The 18,330-nt window shown below is 68.6% G+C and carries 13 protein-coding genes and 1 pseudogene; 11 read left to right on the top strand and 3 right to left on the bottom strand.

Annotated features, from left to right (window positions below):
* The first annotated feature begins 7 nt into the window (after positions 1 to 7).
* From ccoO to ccoS, 6 genes and pseudogenes are all read left to right on the top strand, one after another.
* Positions 8 to 658, top strand: a complete 651-nt coding sequence (ccoO, locus tag ASD82_RS16985) for a cytochrome-c oxidase, cbb3-type subunit II (protein WP_056719022.1) — start codon at positions 8 to 10, stop codon at positions 656 to 658.
* The gene (locus ASD82_RS16980) at positions 655 to 837 is read left to right on the top strand and encodes a cbb3-type cytochrome c oxidase subunit 3 (protein WP_056719020.1); all 183 of its coding nucleotides are present in this window, start codon (positions 655 to 657) and stop codon (positions 835 to 837) included. The genes ccoO and ASD82_RS16980 overlap by 4 nt, the downstream gene beginning before the upstream one ends.
* On the top strand, positions 834 to 1,742 hold the full coding sequence (ccoP, locus tag ASD82_RS16975; protein ID WP_056719018.1) for a cytochrome-c oxidase, cbb3-type subunit III: 909 nt from the start codon (positions 834 to 836) through the stop codon (positions 1,740 to 1,742). The genes ASD82_RS16980 and ccoP overlap by 4 nt, the downstream gene beginning before the upstream one ends.
* A 73-nt stretch (positions 1,743 to 1,815) precedes the next feature.
* Positions 1,816 to 1,971, top strand: coding sequence for a hypothetical protein (locus ASD82_RS18145; RefSeq protein ID WP_235580746.1), 156 nt, complete (start codon positions 1,816 to 1,818; stop codon positions 1,969 to 1,971).
* Entirely contained in the window at positions 1,968 to 4,226 is a 2,259-nt protein-coding gene (locus tag ASD82_RS16965) for a cation-translocating P-type ATPase (RefSeq protein ID WP_056719013.1), read from the top strand. The genes ASD82_RS18145 and ASD82_RS16965 overlap by 4 nt, the downstream gene beginning before the upstream one ends.
* Positions 4,223 to 4,345 (top strand): annotated as a pseudogene (gene ccoS / locus ASD82_RS18175) (cbb3-type cytochrome oxidase assembly protein CcoS); the annotation flags it as partial. The gene ASD82_RS16965 and the pseudogene ccoS, both read left to right, overlap by 4 nt.
* A gap of 16 nt (positions 4,346 to 4,361) precedes the next feature.
* Here ccoS and ASD82_RS16960 read toward each other — a convergent pair.
* Positions 4,362 to 6,368, bottom strand: coding sequence for an acetyl-CoA hydrolase/transferase C-terminal domain-containing protein (locus tag ASD82_RS16960; protein ID WP_056719011.1), 2,007 nt, complete (start codon positions 6,366 to 6,368; stop codon positions 4,362 to 4,364).
* A gap of 66 nt (positions 6,369 to 6,434) precedes the next feature.
* Here ASD82_RS16960 and ASD82_RS16955 point away from each other — a divergent pair, with 66 nt between their 5' ends.
* Together ASD82_RS16955 and xseA are read left to right on the top strand one after the other, a co-directional pair.
* Positions 6,435 to 7,904, top strand: coding sequence for a phospholipase D-like domain-containing protein (locus ASD82_RS16955; protein WP_056719183.1), 1,470 nt, complete (start codon positions 6,435 to 6,437; stop codon positions 7,902 to 7,904).
* 97 nt (positions 7,905 to 8,001) lie between these two features.
* Positions 8,002 to 9,351 (top strand): exodeoxyribonuclease VII large subunit, encoded by a 1,350-nt coding sequence (xseA, locus tag ASD82_RS16950; RefSeq protein WP_056719009.1) that lies wholly within the window; start codon positions 8,002 to 8,004, stop codon positions 9,349 to 9,351.
* A 160-nt stretch (positions 9,352 to 9,511) separates the two neighbouring features.
* Here xseA and ASD82_RS16945 read toward each other — a convergent pair whose 3' ends face one another.
* Positions 9,512 to 10,606, bottom strand: a complete 1,095-nt coding sequence (locus ASD82_RS16945) for a hypothetical protein (protein WP_157599304.1) — start codon at positions 10,604 to 10,606, stop codon at positions 9,512 to 9,514.
* A gap of 238 nt (positions 10,607 to 10,844) precedes the next feature.
* Between ASD82_RS16945 and ASD82_RS16940 the strand changes: the two genes are divergently transcribed.
* The gene (locus tag ASD82_RS16940) at positions 10,845 to 12,278 is read left to right on the top strand and encodes an aldehyde dehydrogenase family protein (protein WP_056719006.1); all 1,434 of its coding nucleotides are present in this window, start codon (positions 10,845 to 10,847) and stop codon (positions 12,276 to 12,278) included.
* A gap of 10 nt (positions 12,279 to 12,288) precedes the next feature.
* Here the strand turns inward: ASD82_RS16940 and ASD82_RS16935 are convergent, their stop codons facing one another.
* Positions 12,289 to 13,044: a YdcF family protein gene (locus ASD82_RS16935; protein WP_235580750.1), complete on the bottom strand. Its 756-nt coding sequence runs from the start codon at positions 13,042 to 13,044 to the stop codon at positions 12,289 to 12,291.
* A gap of 153 nt (positions 13,045 to 13,197) precedes the next feature.
* Here ASD82_RS16935 and ASD82_RS16930 point away from each other — a divergent pair, with 153 nt between their 5' ends.
* Positions 13,198 to 14,637: a hypothetical protein gene (locus ASD82_RS16930; RefSeq protein ID WP_056719002.1), complete on the top strand. Its 1,440-nt coding sequence runs from the start codon at positions 13,198 to 13,200 to the stop codon at positions 14,635 to 14,637.
* Positions 14,638 to 14,819: 182 nt separating this feature from the next.
* Entirely contained in the window at positions 14,820 to 18,245 is a 3,426-nt protein-coding gene (locus tag ASD82_RS16925; protein WP_056719000.1) for a glycosyltransferase, read from the top strand.
* Positions 18,246 to 18,330: the final 85 nt, after the last annotated feature.

Below are 18,330 nucleotides of genomic sequence, written 5' to 3'. Positions count from 1 at the left end.
TATCGACATGGCTTACAAGCATTTCGAAGCAATCGAAAAACACGCCGGTCTGCTGGCGGTCGGCATCGCCATCATGGTCTCGCTGGGCGGCCTGGCCGAGATCACCCCGCTGTTCGTCGAGGCGCACACGCTGGAAGCGCCGCCCGGGGTCCATCCGTACGACCCGCTGCGGCTGGCCGGCAAGGACGTCTACGTGCGCGAGGGCTGCTACCTGTGCCACTCGCAGATGATCCGCGCACTGCGTTTCGAGACCGAGCGCTACGGCCACTTCTCGACCGCTGCCGAATCGGTCTACGACCGCCCGTTCCAGTGGGGCTCCAAGCGCACCGGCCCGGACCTGGCGCGCGTGGGCGGCAAGTATTCCGATGATTGGCAGCGCATGCACCTGATGGACCCGCGCCAGGTCGTGCCGCAGTCGAACATGCCCGCCTACCCGTGGCTCGCCGGGAAGAAACTCGACGCCGCCGACGTGCAGGCGCGCATGCGCGTCCTGCGCAAGCTGGGCGACCCGTACAGCGATGCGGACATCGCCAGCGCGCCCGCCGCGGTGGAAGGCAAGACCGAGATGGACGCCCTGGTCGCCTACCTGCAAGGCCTGGGCATCAGGAACGAGCCTGACCCGGCAGCGGCTCCGGCCAGCGCGGGAGGTGCGCCATGACGCCGATGAATCCGGCCTGGGGCCACGTTGCCGGCGCCATCATCCTGCTGATGATGTTCACCTTCATCGGCATCTGGTTCTGGGCCTGGCGCAGATACCACAAGCCCACGTTCAACCGCATGGCCAGGCTGCCGATGGAAGACGAAGCCGAAACCGGCACCGAGGAGAATCGCCCATGAGCACGGGATGGTCGTTGTGGGTGATGTTCCTGGTAGTGCTGAACATGGGCATCACGTTCTTCCTGTTCCTGTGGGGCCCGCGCGCGAAGATCCCCACCCTGCCCGACGGCACCAGCGGTCACGTCTGGGCCCACGGCGTGCTGCGCGAAGGCGTGCGCAAGCTGCCGCTGTGGTGGGTGGTGTTCTCCGGGGCGATGTTCGTGGCCGGCTTCGTCTACCTGGCGCTGTTTCCCGGCTTCGGCAGCTTCAAGGGCGTGCTCGGCTGGACTTCGCATGGCGAACTGGCCCGCAATGTGGCCGCCAACGAAGCCGAGCTGGCGCCGCTGATGGAGCGCTTCAAGCTCTACCCGGTCGAGCAACTGGCCAGCGACCCGGCCGCCCTGCAGATGGGCAAGGTGCTGTTCGAGGACAACTGCGCCGCCTGCCACCAGCGCAGCGCGAAGGGCAACGTGGCGCTGGGCGCGCCGAACCTCGCCGACAGCGACTGGCTGTACGGCGGCAGCGGCAGCGACATCACCACCTCGATCCACGACGGCCGCAGCGGCGTGATGCCGCCGTGGGCCAGCTTGGGCGCGGACAACGTCAAGAACCTGGCGCAGTACGTGCTGAGCCTGTCCGGCGCACCGCACGACGCGGCGAAGGCCGCCGCCGGCCAGCCGATGTTCGCCACTTGCGCGGCCTGCCACGGCGCCGACGGCAAGGGCAACCCCGCGCTGGGTGCACCCAACCTCACCGACCAGGTGTGGCTGCATGGCGGCAGCGTGGCCGACATCGAGAAGACCATCGGCGAAGGACGCCAAGGCCACATGCCGGCATGGAGCCCGCGCCTGTCCGGCGACCAGATCCGCGTGGTCGCCGCCTACGTCTACCAGCTGTCGCACCCGGTCGATGAACAACGGCAATGACCCCGTCGCCCGGCACGGATCGGGCCGCGGATCAGCATGGTATCGACAGCCGATCGTATGGCTGGGAGCGTTCGTGTTCGTGGCATCGATCGCCGGTTGCGTGTGGCTGATCGTGGTGGGCACCCGCTACGCCGACACGCCGCTGGACACCTCGCACACCGTGTTCGGCGTACCGGTCAGCGCGCATAGCGCCGCGCCGCCCCCGCCAACCACCGACCCGCCGCGATGAACGACTACGCGGCGTGGGCCCATCCGCAACTTGCCGCGCAGGTGCTGCGCCCCCGTCGCGACGGCAGCAGCGAGGTCGCCCTGTCGGTCGAATCCTTGGCCGATGCGCGGCAGGTGCTGCGGCTGGAACAGCTGATCCACTCGCTGCCCGGCGTAAAACGTGTCGCCATCGATCGCCCGGCGCGCCGGGTGCGCGTGGTGCTGGATGCCGGCCGCACGCCGCTGCCCACCCTGATGGCGAATTTCGCCGCGGCCGGCTGCCCGGCGCAGCCGCTGCAGCACGACAGCATCGACGACGTCCGCTCGCAGGAACAGCACGATGCACTGAAGCGCCTGCTGGTGGCCGGCATGTGCTCGATGCAGGTGATGACGTACGCCTTCGTGATCTACATCGGCGTGGTCGATTTCGTCGACTTCAGCACGCGCAACCTGTTCCGCTGGCTCGGCCTGCTGACCAGCGTGCCGGTGGTGTTCTATTCGGCGCTGCCGTTCTTCCGCGGCGCGGCGCAGGAACTGCGCGAACGCCGGCTCGGCATCAACCTGCCGGTGGCGCTGGCGGTGGCCCTGGTGTTCCTGGCCAGCATGTTCAACACGCTGCGCGGCAGCGGCGAAATCTATTTCGATTCGGTGACCATGTTCGTGTTCCTGCTGCTGGGCGGACGCTACCTGGAACTGCGCTCGCGCCATCGCAGCGGCGCGATGGGTGACGCGGTGATCGACGGCGCACCCTTGCTGGCGCAGCGCCGCCGTGCCGACGGCGAGCTGGAAACCGTGCCTGCGATGACCCTGCTGCCCGGCGACCGCGTGCATATCGCCGAAGGCACCCGCGTGCCCGCCGACGGCGTGTTGCAGAGCGCCCACGTCGAGCTGGACGAAGCGCTGCTGTCGGGCGAATCGCGACCGGTGCGACGCGTGCGCGGCGAGCTCCTGATCGCCGGCAGCGTGCTGGTTTCCGGCCCGGCCGAATTGCTCGTGGAGCACAGTGGCGACACCACCGCGGTGGCGCGACTGGGCGAACTGGCCACCCGTGCGCGCCAGGCGCGCTCGACGATCGCGGCCAGCGATCACGTGGTCGGCCGCTTCGTGGCGCGAGTGCTGGGCCTGACCGCACTCACCGCCATCGGCTGGTTACTGGTCGATCCGGCGCGTGCGTTCGAGGCGGCGGTGGCGGTGCTGGTAGTCGCCTGCCCCTGCGCCTTCGCGTTGACCCGCCCGGCCACGCTGACCCGGGCGCTCGGCGTGCTGGCCGGGCGCGGCGTGCTGGTGACCAGCGGCGATGCGCTGGGCCGGCTGGCCGAGGTCGACTACGCCCTGTTCGACAAGACCGGCACGCTGACCGTGCCGCAACTGCAGCGCCGCGCGGTCGAACCCCTGCGCGGCGACAGCGTCGAGCAGGTGCTGCAGCTGGCCGCCGCGCTGGCGCATGAAAGCTCGCATCCGCTGGCCCGCGCCCTGGCCGATACCGCGCGCCAACAGGCCTTGCCGCTGCAGGCGCAATCGGTGCGGGTGGCGGCCGGCGCCGGCATTTCGGGCGAGGTGGCCGGTCGCGCACTGTGGCTGGGACGCGCCGACTACGCGCTGGCGCCCAGCGGCCAGCCGGCTCCCGCCGGTGTCGCGGATGCCTTGTTGCTGACCGACGCGGACGGCGCCATCGCGGCCTTCCATCTCGACGAACAACCGCGCGCCGATGCGCAGCGCGTGCTCGAACGGCTGCACGGGGACGGCATCGCCACCAGCATGGCCAGCGGCGACGCAAGCAGCCGCGTGGCCACGATGGCCGCCCGCCTGGGCATCGCCGACTGGCATGCCCGGCAGTCGCCAGCCGACAAGCTCGAACGCCTGCAGGCAGCCCATGCCGAGGGCCACACCACGCTGGCGGTGGGCGACGGCAGCAACGACGCGCCCCTGCTGGCCGGTGCCAACGTGTCTGCGGCGCTGGCCTCCGGCACCGAACTGGCCCAGGCCCATGCCGACCTGCTGCTGATGGATGGACGTCTGAACGGACTCATCGACGCACGCGCGATCGCCCGTCAGCTGCAGCAGGTCACCGCGCAGAGCCGCCGCTGGGCGCTGGCCTACAACCTCTGCGCGGTGCCGTTCGCCGCGTTCGGCATGGTGCCGCCGTGGCTGGCCGGCATCGGCATGTCGCTCAGCTCGCTGGTGGTGGTGCTGAACGCGCTGCGCGTGGGACGGCCGGAGGCCACGGCCGATGACCGCGCCGGCCCGGCCACCGGCGCACGCGAGTTGCCCGCATGAACATCCTGCTGGTGCTGATTCCGGTGACCCTGGTGATCGTGGTCGTGGCCGTGCGGCTGTTCTTCTGGGCGGTCAACCACCAGCAGTTCGACGACCTGGACAGCCCGGCGGTCCTGCCACTGCTGGACGAGCCGGCTACGGACCCGACGCCCGCTGAGTTGCCGGTTGATCCACCGGCGGAGGCGTCGGCCGATCGGTCGGCACCTGCCGACGCAGGGCCACCTGCAACAGGCGACGCTGCAGGCGATCGGCCAGCGTAAGCGGATCGACCAGGCCCATCCGCGCCAGGGCCTCGGCCTCACCCGGCGCCGCTTCGCCCGGTCGACACGCGGCCAGCAGCAGGCCGAGCTTGCCGCGCCAGCTGGCGCTGGCGTGTTTCAGCCACTCCAGCGCCGGCAACAGGCGTTGCTCGACTTCGCTGAAATCGCTGCCGAATGGAAATTCGGGCAGCACGCCGTGCTGCCGGAACGGCGCCAGCGTCTTGCGCAGGTGGAGCGGGCGATGCAGGCGCCAGCTGTCGGGTATCACGAAGTCCGCGGCCAGCTTGCCATGCGCCTTGGCCTCGGCACACAGCGCGTCGAGGAAACGCGCATCGGTGATCGCCAGCATCGCCTCGATGCACTCGCTGTCGCTCTTGCCACGCAGGTCGGCAATGCCGTACTCGGTGATGATGATGTCGCGCAGGTGGCGCGGGATGGTGGTCTGGCCGTAGCTCCAGCGGATGTTGCTCTCGATGCCGCCCTTGCTGCTGCGGGTGGCGCGCAGCAGCAGCACCGAGCGCGCATCAGGCAGTTCGTGCGCCATCGCCACGAAGTTGTACTGGCCGCCGACCCCGCTGACCACGCCGCCGTCCTCCAGCGTGTCCGACACCACCGCGCCCAGCGCCGTGGCCATCATGCAGGTGTTGAAGAAGCGGGCGCCGCGCCGCTGCAGCATGGCCAGCGACTGGTGCGTGCCGTAGAGCTGGTTGACGTTGGACACCGCGCACATGTCGATCGCGTCCGGGTCAGCCGCCTCGGTGGCGTCGAGCCAGGCGTACAACTCGCGCGAGCCCAGGAAGAACGCGCCGCGCAGGTAGTGCCCGCCCGGCGTGTCCGGATTGAGCCGGCCCGCCGCCGCGGCGCGTTCCAGCGCCAGGTTGTCCCAGCTGCGCCGCTTGAGGATGCCGCCCCGCTGCAGGTGCATGAAGCCGTCCATCACCATCTCGCTGGCGCCGTACAGGCCGGCCTCGAACGGGGCCAGCCCGCCCTGCCAGCCGGCCAGCGCGTGGGTGACGCCGGCCGGGTCCAGCGCCACCAAAGCGCGACGCCACTGGATGTTGTTCTGCTGGCGCAGCAGCAAGGCCTTCACCAGCGCATCGGACAATGCGCCGATGCCGATCTGCAGGCAGCCGCCATCCTTCACCAGCGCGCTGGCATGCAGGCCCAGCGCGTACTCGGCCAGGCCCACCGGCGCGCGGGGCAGCGCGAACAGCGGCGGCGAATGCGGCGGCCGCAGCTCCACGTCGAAGTAGGTTTCGGCCACCTCGGCGTCCCCGCCGAGGTATGGCAGGTCCGGATGCACCACCGCCACGCACATTGGCCGCGGCTTGCCGGCCAGCTGGGTCAGTCGCAGGAAATCCAGGGTCAGGTCCGGGTTGCACGACAGGCTGTAGTGCACGCCGTCGGGTCCCTCGCGACGAGCCACCAGTTGCACCAGCAGGTTGATGTCCTGCACCACCAGGTCGCGCGCGACGTGGGTGTAGTTCTGGCTGATGTAGCTGCGTTGCGCGCTGCCCGAATGCAGCATCGCGCCCGACTGCAGGTAGAACTCGTGCACCTCGACGTTGGCCGGCAGCGCGTCGCGCGCCTGGTCCAGCGCGTACTGCGGATCGACCGCGTCGGCGCCGAAGTGGCGTTCCAGGAACGGTTGCAGGAAGCGCTGCTCCAGTCCCGGCGACGCCTGCGGCCGGGTCAGCGACAGCGCGGTATACAGACGCATCGAGCGCGTGGCGTCGGCGCTGATCGCCCGGTAGATCGCATTGAGCAGTTCGTGCGGCTTGCCCAGGCCCAGCGGCGCGGCGATGCGCAGGTCCGGCCCCAGCACGTCCATCAGGTAGCGTGCGCAGGCATCGGTGTCGGCGTAGCGTTGCTCGATCGGCATGCGCGCGATGATGCCAGAAGGCCGATGAAGGCGCCGCGTCGACAGGCCATCGCCTACACTCGGCCCATGCCCACACCCCTGATCCCCTCCACCCCGAGCCGCCTGCTGGCCGAGCAGGCCTTGAGCCGCGCGGCCGGCGCGCCCCTGCTCAGCGGCAATGCGGTGCAGTTGCTGATCGATGCAGCCGCCCATTACGACGCCTGGCTGGCAGCGATCCGCGGCGCGCAGCATCGGGTGCTGCTGGAAAACTACATCGTGCGCGACGACGAGGTCGGTCGCGCGTTCCGTGACGCCCTGGTCGAGCGCGCCCGCTCCGGCGTGTTCGTCGCCGTGGTCACCGACTGGGTCGGCTGCCTGGGCCAGTCGCGCCGTTCGTTCTGGGCACCGCTGCACGCGGCCGGTGGCGAAGTGCGCGTGTTCAATCCACCCCGGCTGGGCCAGCCACTGGGCTGGATCAGTCGCGACCATCGCAAGCTGCTGGTGGTGGATGGCGTCCAGGGTTTCCTGTCCGGCGTGTGCATCAGCGCGAAGTGGCTGGGCGACGAGCGGCGCAACGTGCCGCCGTGGCGCGACACCGGCATGGCGTTGCAGGGGCCGGCCGTGGCCGAGCTGGAGGCCGCCTTCGCGCAAAGCTGGGGCGAGACCGGCGCCGCGCTGCGCCCGCTGCCGGCGGCGCCGGTGGCGGAAAGTCCGGTCGGCGAGGTGTCGCTGCGGGTGATCGCCACCCAGCCGTCTACCGCCGGCATGTACCGGCTGGACCAGCTGATCGCCTCGATGGCGCGCAAGACGCTGTGGCTGACCGATGCCTATTTCGTGGGCGTCGCCCCCTACGTGCAGGCGCTGATCGCCGCTGCCCGCGATGGCGTGGACGTGCGCCTGCTGGTGCCCGGCAGCAGCGACATCCCGGTGGTGGCGGGCATGTCGCGCTCGGGTTACCGGCCGCTGCTGAAGGCCGGCATCCGGGTGTTCGAGTGGAACGGTTCGATGCTGCACGCCAAGACCGCGGTGGCCGATGACCAGTGGGCCCGGGTCGGCTCCTCCAACCTCAACATCGCCAGCTGGCTGGGCAACCACGAGATCGACGTGGCGGTGGAGGATGACGGCTTCGCCGGCCAGCTGGCCGCGCAATACGAAAAGGACCTGGGCAACGCCACCGAGATCGTGCTGGCCTCGCGCCGGCGCCGTGGCGGCAACGGCGACAGCGAACGGGTGTGCAGCAGCGAGGCGCGACGGCCACGGGTACGCCACGGCGGCGGCAGCTCCGGTCGCGCGGCAGCGGGCGCCTTGCGCATCGCCAACAGTGTCGGCGCGGCGCTGACCAACCGCCGCGTGCTGGGCGACACCAGCAGCAGCCCGCTGATGATCGGCGCGGGCGTGCTGCTGGCGCTGGCGGTGGTGGCCTTCCTGTGGCCCGCCTGGATCGGCTGGCCGCTCGGCGTCATCGCCGTCTGGTTCGCCTTGAACCTGGCCATCCGCAGCTGGCGCGTACGCAAGCGCCGCTGGCGCGAACTGCGCGACGCGGGCGACGACGACTGAAGCGGCGGGCGGTCTTGATGCTGTTCCTGCGCTTACCGCGTCAAGCAGATGTTTTCCAACAACTTGATACCGTGCGTCGTGCTAGGCTCGCGCCCTTATGTCAGCGCCGTACGACCGCACCGAAACACGCCACATCCTCACCCCCAGCTCGCTCAACCGGCTGGTGCGCGACCTGCTGGGCGATGCCCTGCCGCAGGTGTGGATCGAGGGTGAACTGTCCAATGTGGCCAAGCCTGCGTCCGGGCACCTGTACTTCACCCTGAAGGACAGCGGCGCCCAGGTACGCTGCGCGATGTTCAAGATGAAGGCCGGCGCCCTGCGCTTCCGTCCGGTCGACGGCATGCAGGTGCTGCTGCGCGCCAGGGTCGGCCTGTACGAACCGCGCGGCGAGTTCCAGCTGGTCGCCGAATACATGGAACCTGCCGGCGAAGGCGCGCTGCAACGCGAGTTCGAACAACTCAAGGCGCGACTCGATGCCGAGGGTCTGTTCGATCCGGCGCGCAAGCGTGCCCTGCCCGTCTACGCCCGGCGCATCGGCGTGATCACCTCGGCCACCGGCGCGGCGATCCGCGACGTGCTCAGCGTGCTGGCGCGGCGCTGGCCGCTGGCCGATGTGGAGATCCTGCCGGTGCCGGTGCAGGGGCGCGAGGCGCCGCCGATGATCGTCAACATGCTGCGCAAGGCATCAAATGGCGCACGCCACGACGTGCTGCTGCTGACCCGCGGCGGTGGCTCGCTGGAAGACCTGTGGGCGTTCAACGACGAGGCCGTGGCGCGGGCGATCCACGCCAGCACGGTGCCGGTGGTGAGCGCCGTGGGCCACGAAATCGATTTCAGCATCGCCGACTTCGTCGCCGACCTGCGCGCACCCACGCCTTCGGCAGCCGCCGAATTGCTGGTGCCCGACGCGGTGGCGGTTGGCCGCCACCTGCGGCAGTTGCGGCAACGCCTGGCCACCCTGCAGCAACGCCGGCTGCAGGCACATTCGCAACGCGTCGATCATCTGTTCGCGCGGCTGCAGGCCCAGCGCCCGCAAGCGCGCCTGGCGCGCGACCGGGAACGCCTGCACCACCTGCGCCACCGCCTGCTGGTGGTGCTGCGCGAACAGGGCCAGCAACGCGGCACCCGGCTGGAACGATTGCAGGCCCGACTGCTGGCGCGACATCCCGGCGCCCGGCTGCCGCTGCTGGCACGCCGCATCGCCGAACAGGGTCAGCGCCTGCGCCGCGCCATCGCGCAAATCCTCGAACGACGGCGAACCGCCCTGCGCCACGCCGGCCACGCCCTGCACGCGATCAGCCCGCTGGCCACGCTGGAACGCGGCTACGCGATCGTGTTCGACGCCGACGGCAACGTGCTGCGCTCGACGAAGAATGTCGCGCCCGGCACGCCGCTGCGCGCGCGACTGGCGGATGGGGAGCTGTCGCTGCGGGTGCGTGAGGACTGAGCAGCGCAGCGGCGCATGCCCTGATCGGGACGATCTGGCTCGACCAGGCAAGGACAGGCAGGTGTGGACAGGCAGGCGAGGACGGGATCGTTCGGCCGTCACTCGAATCCCGCCCTGCTGTTCAGCGGCCATGCCGGGATGGCGCCTGGCGACCGCGACACTACATGCCGTGGGACACCTTCATGCCGAACTTGCTGCAGCCGAGAATCGATCCGCCCAACCCGGAATGATTGAACGGGCTGATGTGCGGTTGCATGGTGACCTTGACGGTATCGCCATCCTTTTTCACATCCACGATCCGCTCGATTCCGGCATCCGACCCGTAACTGAAGTTCTGGCTGGTGTACACGTTTCCCGAACCGTAGTCCGTGTCCACATGCCCGGCATAGACGTCGCGAGAGCCACCCAGCACCGCCGAAATGCTGGTCACCAGGTAATACCTGCCAAGTTTCATCCGGGAGAACTGGAACTCGCCGTTCTCGTTGGGCTTGGCTTCCATCCGGGCCACGACCAGGTCCGGGTCCGTCAGCACCTGGTCCCTGCCGGGCTTTGCCTTCTTGCCGAGCGCCAGGATCTGCTGCAGGTAGGGCGTCGCTGGATACAGCAGCACCGGCTGGCTTCCCAGTACGAGATTGCCCCGCCAGCTCCCGCACACTTGTCCCCTGATGATCGAGTGCCCCGGCTCCAGCGCGGCCTTGGCGGCAGCCAGATCAAACGGCACGTTCGGCTTGAGGATATTCACGACAGGCCTGGTCACCGGCATCGTGGTACGCGACTGCTCCATGGTTTCCGCCGCCGTCCGGGCAGGCTCGACCTGATCCGGCAAGGCGGGCCGACCGGCCTCGAACTTGCCGACCATCGCGCACAGCCGCTCCGGCACGCCTTTGCTCTCGTTGCCGGGGGACACAATCGAGGTGAATGAAATCCCGGAGGGTTGCTGAACCTGGATCAGCGTCGGAATGGGAGACGGCGGCTTGCCGATCCCCATGCTGGGATTCGGGCTGCCGTAGTCCGGCTCGGTGGCGATCACATAGCCGTCGGCGGTGGCGATCTTCCGCACATCGTCGAACGCCTGTTGCACGCTTAGCCCGGCATGAGTGGACGTCGCCGTGAAAAAGCGCGCGCCATCGCTCACCGTGACTACATGCAGGTTATCCGTGCATGACGCCGTGGCCATGCCGATGGCCGGCGCTGCCATCAAGATCAGAAACGGGACAATCGTCCGCATCGGTCGCTTGTTCAACGAAATAATCATCGGTCCTCCATGACATGTATCCACCAGGCATCCACGTGCCCACGTTCGAACCACGCGCTCAACGAACCCCATGATCAACGATCATCAATCCGGCATGTCCGTGGTGCGGGAGCATAGCATCCGGCAGCGGACACGGTGCTGCCGATGCCGCGACATGGCGCATCCACGCAGGCCGCCTCACAGCCTCTGAACACCGCGACGTCCTATGCTTGACGGATCACCAGCGCAGGCCAACGCCATGTTGAACAAGACCTATCCCTACTACCTCGCCAACCGGCCGCAGACATCGAAGACGATGCTGGATGTGCGCGACAAGTACAGCGGCAAGCTGGCCACTCGCGTCGCGGTGCCGGATGCGAAGGCCACCGAGAAGGCGATCGCGGCCGCGGTGAAGGCGGCCGCGCCGATGCGCGAGTTCAAGCCGTGGGCGCGGCAGGCGGTGTTGCAGCACTGCGTCGCGCGTTTCAGCGAACGCCGCGACGAACTGGCCGAGGCCCTGTGCATCGAGGCGGGCAAGCCGATCAGGGATGCCGCCGGCGAAGTCACCCGACTGATCGAGACGTTCCGGATCGCCGTCGAGGAAGCCGTGCGGATCAACGGCGAGACGATCAACCTGGAACTGGCCAGCCGTCTGGACGGCTATCACGGCTACACCAAGCGGGTGCCGCTGGGCCCGGTGTCGTTCATCACGCCGTTCAACTTTCCGCTGAACCTGGTCGCGCACAAGGTGGCACCGGCGATCGCCGCCGGCTGTCCGTTCGTGCTCAAGCCGGCGGAGAAGACCCCGATCGGCGCGCTGATCATCGGCGAGGTGCTGGCCGAGACCGACTTGCCGAAGGGTGCGTTCTCGATCCTGACCCTGGATGGCGCGCACGCCGCGCCGCTGGTCGAGGACGAACGCTTCAAGCTGCTCTCGTTCACCGGCGGCCAGATCGGCTGGGACCTCAAGGCCCGCGCCGGGCGCAAAAAGGTGGTGCTGGAACTGGGCGGCAATGCCGCGTGCATCGTCGACGCCGACCAGGGCCCGAAGCTGGACAAGGTGGTCGAGCGCCTGGTGTTCGGCGCGTTCTACCAGTCCGGCCAGAGCTGCATCGGCGTGCAGCGCATCTACGCCCACGCCGACATCTACGATGCGCTGAAGCGCAAGCTGGTCGCCGCCACCAGGAAACTCAAGGCCGGCGACCCGAAGGACAGGAACGTTTTCCTCGGCCCGATGATCGACGAGGCTGCCGCCGAGCGCCTGCACGGCTGGATTCTCGAAGCGAAGAAAGCCGGCGGCAAGATCCTTTGCGGCGGCAAGCGCAACGGCAACATGCTCGACGCCACCCTGATGGAAGGCGTTCCGAAAGATGCCAAGGCCAGTCGGCAGGAAGCGTTCGGCCCGTTCGCCCTGCTCGCCTCGTACCGGAAGTTCGACGAGGCGATCGCTATGGTCAACGACTCCGACTACGGCCTGCAGGCCGGCATCTTCACCGACAGCCTGGAGCACGCGATGCGGGCGTGGAACGAGCTGGAGCAAGGCGGCGTGGTGGTCAACGACATCCCCAGCTTCCGGGTGGACAACATGCCGTATGGCGGCATCAAGCTTTCCGGCCTGGGCCGCGAAGGCATCCGCTACGCGATCGAGGACATGACCGAGCTCCGCCTGATGGTGATGCGCGAGTCCGCGTAGCAGCGCGCTCCTACAACGCGCCGGGCCTGGTCGCCTCCACGTTCCAGCCCATCGCGTTGTACCAGCGGTAACGTGCGATGCCGGCGTATTCGTGCAGCGCCATGTCGGCCATCGCGAAGTTGTACGACAACGGCTCCCATGAGGCGACGCCGCTGACGTAGTCGGCGCGCACCGGCGTGGCATGGATGCCGAAGTGGCTGAAGTACAGCATGCCCCGACGCAGGTGGAAACCGGACGAAACCAGCAGCACGCGATCGGCGCCATACGCCTTCAGCAACGGGCCGCTGAATTGGGCGTTCTGCCAGGTGTTCATGCTGCGCGGTTCCAGCAGCACGTCGGCGGGATCGACGCCAAGCCGTTGCAGGTCCAGCGCATAGATCGCCGCCTCCGACTGGCCCAGTCCCCGCGCATCGCCGCCGCTGACCTCGATCTTGCAATCGCGTGGCGCCTGCCGGCAGGCGCGGTACAACATCGCCGCCTTGCTGATTCGTCCATAGGCGAACAGGCTGGCCTCGACCGCTCCCGCATCACCCACGCGCACCGTGCCGGCGCCCAGCAACACGATGGCGTTGCGCTGGCCCCAGACGATCGGCACGTCGGTCGCGACTTCCGCTTGCAGATGCGCCAGCAGCCAGCTCGGCAGCGGCCCGCAGCCGGTCGCCAGCAACAGCAGCACGGCCAGGCCGAACAGCACCCGGCTGCTGCGCCGCCAGCGCAGCCATGCCAGGACGCTGGCCAGCACGATCAGGATCAGCAACGCGTTCATGGTCATGGATCGGTGATTCCGGACAGGTCGGTGGATGATGGCGGGTGCTGATGTCATTATGCCGGTGCCCCGCGCCGACGCGATCGCAGGCCATGCCGGAGGCATGGCGACGGGGAATCCGCCCGGCATGGATCAACGCATCGGAGTCTGCGCATGACCACCCTCGTCTTCGTGCACGGCTGGAGCGTCACCGACACCTCCACCTATGGCCAGTTGCCGCAACAGTTGCAGCGGCACGCGGCCGCGGCCGGCGTCGCGCTGAGCTTCGCCGACATCTGGCTTTCCGAGTACGTGAGTTTCGACGACGCGGTGACCGTGGCCGACCTGGTGCGCGGCTTCGACCACGCCTTGCGCGACCTGCACCTGCTCGACGCCAGCTTCGCCTGCATCACGCACTCGACCGGCGGCCCGGTGATCCGCGAGTGGCTGCGCGCCCAGCGCGACCGGCCCGCCACGCACAGCACGATCCGGCTCAGCCATCTGGTGATGCTGGCACCGGCGAACTTCGGCTCGGCCCTGGCGCAACTGGGCAAGGGCCTGCTCGGTCGGCTCAAGTCGTGGTTCGACGGGGTGGAGCCGGGCCAGCGGATACTCGACTGGCTGGAGCTTGGCAGCGCGCAGTCGCTGTCGCTCAACCTCGACTACATCCACGGCGACGATCCGGTGAAACGCGGCCAGTTCGCGTTCGTGCTGACCGGCGACCGCCCCGACCGCACGCTGTACGACCACCTCAACAGCTACACCGGCGAGGACGGCTCCGATGGCGTGGTGCGCATCGCCGCGGCCAACCTCAACGCCCACCACGCCGTGCTGTCGCCGCAAGGCAACCGGGATGGCGACATCGACACGCTGGCGCTCAACCTCAGCCGCGGCCCGCGCTGCGCGTTCAAGCTGATCGCCGGCGCGGCGCACTCCGGCGACCGACTGGGCATCATGGCCGCCGCGGCGCCCGACACCGTGGCGGCGATCCTGCGCTGCCTGCAGGTGCGCAGCGCGGATGACTACGAAACGCTGTGCGACGCGTTCGATCGCGAGAACGCCGCCCGCGACGTCGACAAGGTGGAGCTGGAACCGGCCGGCCCGTTCGCCCCGCGCGTGCACATCCACGACCCGCGCAGCCTGCTGATCGTACGGCTCACCGACGAGGCCGGCGAACCGCTGACCGGCGCCGGCTTCCTGCTCACCGCCGGCGTGCCGGCCAGCGCCGACCTGCTGCCGGAAGGCTTCCTGCTCGATCGCCAGGCCAATTCGAAACAGCGCACCACGATCTCGCTGTTCCTCGACTACAGCCTGCTCGCCGGCGACGCCCGCGTGGCCGACCCGCGCAACAGCCGCAAGACCCTGCGCCCCGCCGTCGTCAGCCATCGTCCGTACGGCGCCAGCGTGCAACCGGTGGACCTGGTCGGCCTGGTCCATCACGCGCTGGCGCAAAGCGACCGGCGCGACGATCTGTTCGCCATCCTCGGGCCACACCAGACCACCGTGCTCGACGTGGTGCTGCCGCGCAAGGTGCGCGAAGGCGTGTTCCGGTTGACCCGGGATCTGCGCCCCGAGGACTTCCGCCGGCCGGTGCCCGGCGCCGTGATCACCTGATGGCACGGCCGTGGCCACGACTACTCGGCGCGAGGGCAACACTGGCTGACTGACCCGGGTCCCGATGCGATGCGACGCATGATGGATCGGCGATACTGCGCACTCGCGACATCCGCGCTCCCGATCCGTGTCGGGGCCCGACCGGATTGGCGCCTTGCGGTATTTGTCGATCCGGCCCTGGCATGCAAAAGAAACCGATCTTCTTCGACCCCTCCGGCCGGCGCGCCAGCCGTGTCTCGCGGCTGGCCCTGCTGGCCGGGGTGGTCAGCACCCTGTTCGTGGTGGCCTGCGCGATCAGCCTGTTCGTGGGCCCGAGCATGGACGGCCTGCACATCGGCGAACACGCCCGCACGCGGCACGCCCTGGCCAACGTAAAGGCGGCTGCCCCGGAACTGTTGAAGCCCGCCGCGAAGCTGGCCGCCGAAGTGCGTGCGCGGCAGAAGCTGTTGCATGCCCCGAAAACGCATGCGAGCAAGGCGGCCGCCAGCCACGTGCCGCCGCCTTCGCTGGACAAGCCGGCCGGCCGGCCGCTGGCGATCGGCTTCTACGTCAACTGGGACGACAGCAGCTATTCCTCGCTGAAGCGCAGCCTGCCGCAGCTGGACTGGGTGATTCCGTCGTGGATGAGCCTGAGCGGCAAGGACATGGCGCTGCACACCAGCGTCGATGCGAAGGCGATCAACCTGATCCGCAAGCAGAAGCCCTCCACCCCGATCCTGCCGCTGCTGCAGAACGCGGTGGACGCGAACTGGGACGGCCCCGGCCTGGCCCGCCTGCTGGCCGATCCGGCGCGGCGGCAGGCGCGCATCGGGGAGATCGTGGCGTTCGTGGCGGCCAACCACTTCCAGGGCGTGACGATCGATTTCGAGGACCTTCCCGAATCCGCGCAACCCGATCTGAAAGCCTTCCTCGGCGAACTCAACGACGCGTTCGACCCGCATGGCTGGGGCATCGTGCTGTCGGTGCCGTTCGACGACGCCAGCTGGGACTATGCCGGTTACGCGGACATCGTCGACTTCGTGGTGCTGATGGCCTACGACGAACACTGGGCCGGCAAGACGCCTGGCAGCATCGCCGGCCAGCAATGGTTCGAGCAGACGCTCGAAAAACGCATGAAGGAGCTGGACCCGGAGCAGACCATCGTGGCGATCGGCAGCTATGGCTACGACTGGTCGCACGGCAACAATGCCGAGGCGCTGACCTTCCAGGACGCGATGGACCGCGCCAGCGACGCCCAGGCCGACATCGCCTTCGACCCTGACACGCAGAACCCGCACTTCTCCTACGACGAGGACGACGGCAGCACCCACCAGGTCTGGTTTCTCGACGGCGTCACCGCATACAACCAGATCCACGCCGCCGACGAATACAAGCCCTATGGCTACGCCCTGTGGCGGCTGGGCTCGGAAGATCCGTCTGTGTGGTCGGTGTTTGGCCGTCCGTATGGGGCGTCCGCGCCCGACCCGTTGCGCACCATCGGTGCCGGCGAGGACATCGACATCGAAGGCCAGGGCGAGGTGCTGGAAATCGCCTCGCAGCCTTCCGCCGGCGCACGCAGCATCGAGGTGGACAAGGACGACGCCAGCATCGATGACGAAAGCTACACCGCCCTGCCCAGCTCCTACGTGATCCAGCGCGCGGGCACCCTGCCGCACAAGATCGCGCTGACCTTCGACGACGGTCCGGACCCCGAGTGGACGCCGCAGATCCTCGACATCCTCAAGGCGAAGCACGTTCCGGCCACCTTCTTCATCATCGGCGAGAACGCCGAGATGTCGCCGAAACTGGTGCAGCGCGAAGTCGCCGAAGGGCATGACGTGGGCAACCACACCTTCACCCACCCCAACCTGGGCGACAGTCCGCCAGGCATCGTCTCGCTGGAACTCAACGCGACCCAGCGGCTGTTCGAGGCGCTGACCGGCCACTCGATGCGGCTGTTCCGCGCGCCCTATTTCGGTGACGCCGAACCGACCACCGCCGACGAACTGGTGCCGATCGAGATCGCGCAGAAGATGGGCTACCTGTCGGTCGGCCTGCATGTGGACGCCGAAGACTGGCAGCGCCCCGGCGTCGACGCCATCGTCGACAACGTGCTGAACGCCATCAACACCAAAAACGTGGAGCGCAAGGGCCAGGTGGTGCTGCTGCACGACGGCGGCGGCGAACGCTCGCAGACGATCGCCGCGTTGCCGCGGATCATCGACAGCCTGCGCGCGCAGGGCTACCAGTTCGTCACCGTGTCGGAACTGGCCGGGCTTACCCGCGCGCAGACCATGCCGCCGATCGCGCCCGGCTCGCTGTCGCAGTGGACCGACCGCGTGGTGTTCCTGGCGCTGGGCTTCTTCGGCCACTTCATCCGCTGGCTGCTGACCACGGCGATCGCGCTGGGCGTGGCGCGACTGATCCTGCTGGGCGGCCTGGCCCTGCTCAACCGCGCCCGCGAGAAGCGGCGCGTGGCGCCCGTGCTGGGCGAACAGCCGCCCCTGGTTTCGGTGCTGATTCCTGCCTACAACGAGGAAAAGGTGATCGCCAGCTCGATCCGCCAGATCCTCAAGAGCCGCTACGCGAACCTCGAAGTGATCGTGGTCGACGACGGTTCGGTCGATGCCACCTCGGCCGTGGTGCGCCAGCACTACGCCGACGAGCCGCGGGTACGCCTGCTCACCATCCCCAACGGCGGCAAGGCGCATGCCGTCAACACCGCCTTGCGCGAAGCCCACGGTGCGGTGGTGGTGGCGCTCGACGCCGACACCCAGTTCGAGCCGGACACCATCCCGCGCCTGGTGCGCTGGTTCGCCGATCCCAAGGTCGGCGCCGTCGCCGGCAACGCCAAGGTCGGCAACCGGATCAACCTGATCACCTTGTGGCAGGCGCTGGAATACATCACCGCGCAAAATCTCGAGCGCCGCGCGCTGGCCGCGCTGGGCGCGATCACCGTGGTTCCCGGCGCGGTGGGTGCGTGGCGCCGCGAAGCCCTGGAGCAGCTCGGCGGTTTTCCCGCCGATACGCTGGCCGAAGACCAGGACCTGACCATCGCCGTGCAGAAAGCCGGCTTCAAGACCTTGTTCGACGCCGAAGCGATCGCCTGGACCGAGGCCCCCGACAGCGCCCGCGGCCTCGCCCGCCAACGCTTCCGCTGGGCCTACGGCACCCTGCAATGCCTGTGGAAGCACCGCGACGCCACCTTCAATCCCCGCTACGGTTCCCTGGGCACCATCGCGCTGCCGCAGGTGTGGCTGTTCCAGATCCTGTTTTCCGTGGTCTCGCCACTCGTCGACCTGGTGCTGGTCTGGCAGATCATCAGCACCAGCCTGGATTACCTGCAACACCGCGGCCAGTTCGACGACACCAACCTGCTGCGCATGCTGGTGTTCTACGCCGCCTTCATGGCCATCGACCTGGCCGCCTGCGCACTGGCCTTCGCGATGGAGAAGAAGGAAAAGTGGAGCCTGCTGTGGTGGCTGGTCTTGCAACGCTTCGGCTACCGCCAGCTGATGTACTACGTGGTGGTGCGTTCCGTCTGGACGGCCATCAAGGGCCCGTCGGTGGGCTGGGGCAAGCAGGAGCGCAAGGCCACGGTGACAACCGACGAGACGGTGGCGTCCTGAGGCAACCGGCGCCCGGGCGCGGCACTTGACATACAGGTTCCATGGAAACAATATGCGTTCCATGGAACCTTTCTGGTGAACCGCA

Origin of the sequence: Rhodanobacter sp. Root179, from assembly GCF_001428465.1 — a bacterium.
In the GTDB taxonomy this organism is placed as follows: domain Bacteria; phylum Pseudomonadota; class Gammaproteobacteria; order Xanthomonadales; family Rhodanobacteraceae; genus Rhodanobacter.
This window is presented reverse-complemented; position numbering and strand designations above follow the sequence as displayed.